A 2,126-nucleotide genomic window follows, 5' to 3' on the forward strand; every position below is an offset into this window, starting at 1 on the left:
GGAAGAAGTACAGTGAAGCATTCCTCGATAAGTTGACCTGGATGCAGGACGTGACGACGGAGAAGCTGGGGCCGTCGCTGTGGCATATGCACCCGGTGATGTTTTTGGGGGCATTACGTCGGACGAAGAAACGAGGTTGGGCGCACAGTAAGTTTGGGGATTTTCTTGGTAAAGTGGAATCTAAGAATGATTACTCGGCTTATAATGTTCATGTTACTTATGCACCTCACTACAAGACTAATCTGAATGAAATGACCATTAGACAAGTCATGATTTCCCAAGCAAATCCAACTTCTAATGGATTATTTGCTACGGGAAGGTTCCAAATCACCCCAGACACTTTAAAAGAGGCTGTTAAATACTTAAACCTTGACGTAAGTTTATTGTATGATGAGGAAGTACAGGATAAAATATTCGAAGAGTATTTAATAAAAATAAAGCGACCTGCAATTATAAGGTATTTGGAAGGTAGTGGTAGTGTAGAGAGTGCCATATATGACTGGGCAAAGGAGTTTGCTTCGGCAGGTGTTCGGAATGGAGCGGAAATAACCCCCTCTAAAACAGAATTTGAACGTAAGGATGATGGCACTATAAAAACAGACAAACGTGGTAAACCTATTCCTAAAAAAAGGTATGCTCATGCGGAAGGCGTCTCTTATTACTCTGGTGACGGTATTAATAAATCCCATATAATGCCAAGTGATATGGTTAATATTCTTGAGGAATCAAAAAATGAAAATAATTAACATGTTATTTACTCTGTTAATGATTTTTTCACTATCTCTTTCGGCAAATGATAATTCCGATTTACAATTCAATAATTATCCAATAAAAGTCATTTCAGGACCATTTTCCTCTGCGTTGAAACTGACCCCAAATCAGAAAAAATCATCGGCAAAATGGAAGGGGGTTTTATCTGATGAATTAAAGAAGACAGTTAATTTTGCTGGCCATTATCGACTATATATTAGCGACAAAGGGGAGTTCCCAGGCGAATGTGGTGCAAAGGGATGGGTTTGTGGATGGATTATAGATAAAATGACCGGCAGAATAGTCTCTGAACTGCCTGATTTCAATGGGAATACAGCCTATTTTTCAATAATAGATAATGGAACGCCTTCACCTGATCCGTTTTATATTGAGTATTATCCCAATAGAACGTTAATTTTTGTTGGCGGTGAGAATACACCGAAGGATAAGCATGGTGATTTATCACCTGAGGACAGGAAATGTGCATACTCTAAATATAAATTTTCCAATGGAAAGTTTTATGAAATATCATCAGTCGGTTGTGATAATAATAGAAATTAAGCCTAAGGTGTTATTACTAACGTTATAAAATCAAAGGCTAATGGCATAGGTAAAGCACACACTACCTTAAGATGAATAGCAAGTGTACTTGATGAGCCAAAAAAAGGAATTAAATACATTATTTATTGCTGCATTGCATTACATTCTCAGTAAATGCTGGTAAAAATAATAATCCACAATTTCCAGATTTTGCAGAGCCTGTTAGTTCTGGACCTTTTGTTAGTAAATTTCATTTTACCGAAAGGCAAGGTCACTATTCTGAAAAATGGAAGCAATATATTAAAATGGAGATTCTAAAGCCTGTTAATTTTGCAGGTCACTATCGAGTAATCCTTAGCAAGAATGGAACGTCGCCACAAGGTTGTGGTAATGATGGCTGGGTGTGTGGCTGGATAATAGATAAGTTAACTGGAAAAATAGTTTCAGAACTTCCAGCGTTTAATAATAATACAAAATATTACTCAACAATTGATAACGTAACTCCATCTCCAGATTACTTTGATGCAGAATACTATCCAAATAGTACCATGATATGGATATCTGGGCAGAATCGCCCGGAAAAAGCGAAAGATTTAAGATCACGTTGTGCTAACTCCGCTTATGATTTTAAAAATGATAGATTAATTAAGTTAGTTTCATCGCGTTGTGAGGTTGATACAGGGAGTGATGAAAATGTCGATAAATACTTACCATGATATTTTTAATGTGTTTTTAAGAGGTAATCATTGAGTGCGTCATCATGGACGATAACCTGCCGGAGTTCCTCAATAACCCTGAGAAAGTGGGCGAGAATAATCCTCTGTGGCTGAAGTATT

The 2,126-nt window shown here is 37.2% G+C and carries 2 protein-coding genes and 1 pseudogene; all 3 read left to right on the forward strand.

From position 1 onward, the window contains the following. A pseudogene (locus tag ACZ3HG_RS22950) lies at positions 1–746 on the forward strand (hypothetical protein); the annotation flags it as partial. Further along, positions 733–1,311, forward strand: a complete 579-nt coding sequence (locus ACZ3HG_RS22955) for a hypothetical protein (protein WP_465334606.1) — start codon at positions 733–735, stop codon at positions 1,309–1,311. The pseudogene ACZ3HG_RS22950 and the gene ACZ3HG_RS22955, both read left to right, overlap by 14 nt. 125 nt (positions 1,312–1,436) lie before the next feature. Continuing rightward, positions 1,437–2,006 carry a hypothetical protein gene (locus ACZ3HG_RS22960; RefSeq protein ID WP_465334608.1) on the forward strand — a complete coding sequence of 190 codons (570 nt, stop codon included), beginning with the start codon at positions 1,437–1,439 and terminating at the stop codon, positions 2,004–2,006. Positions 2,007–2,126: the final 120 nt, after the last annotated feature.

This window comes from Erwinia sp. PME.40.26/001, from assembly GCF_055556675.1.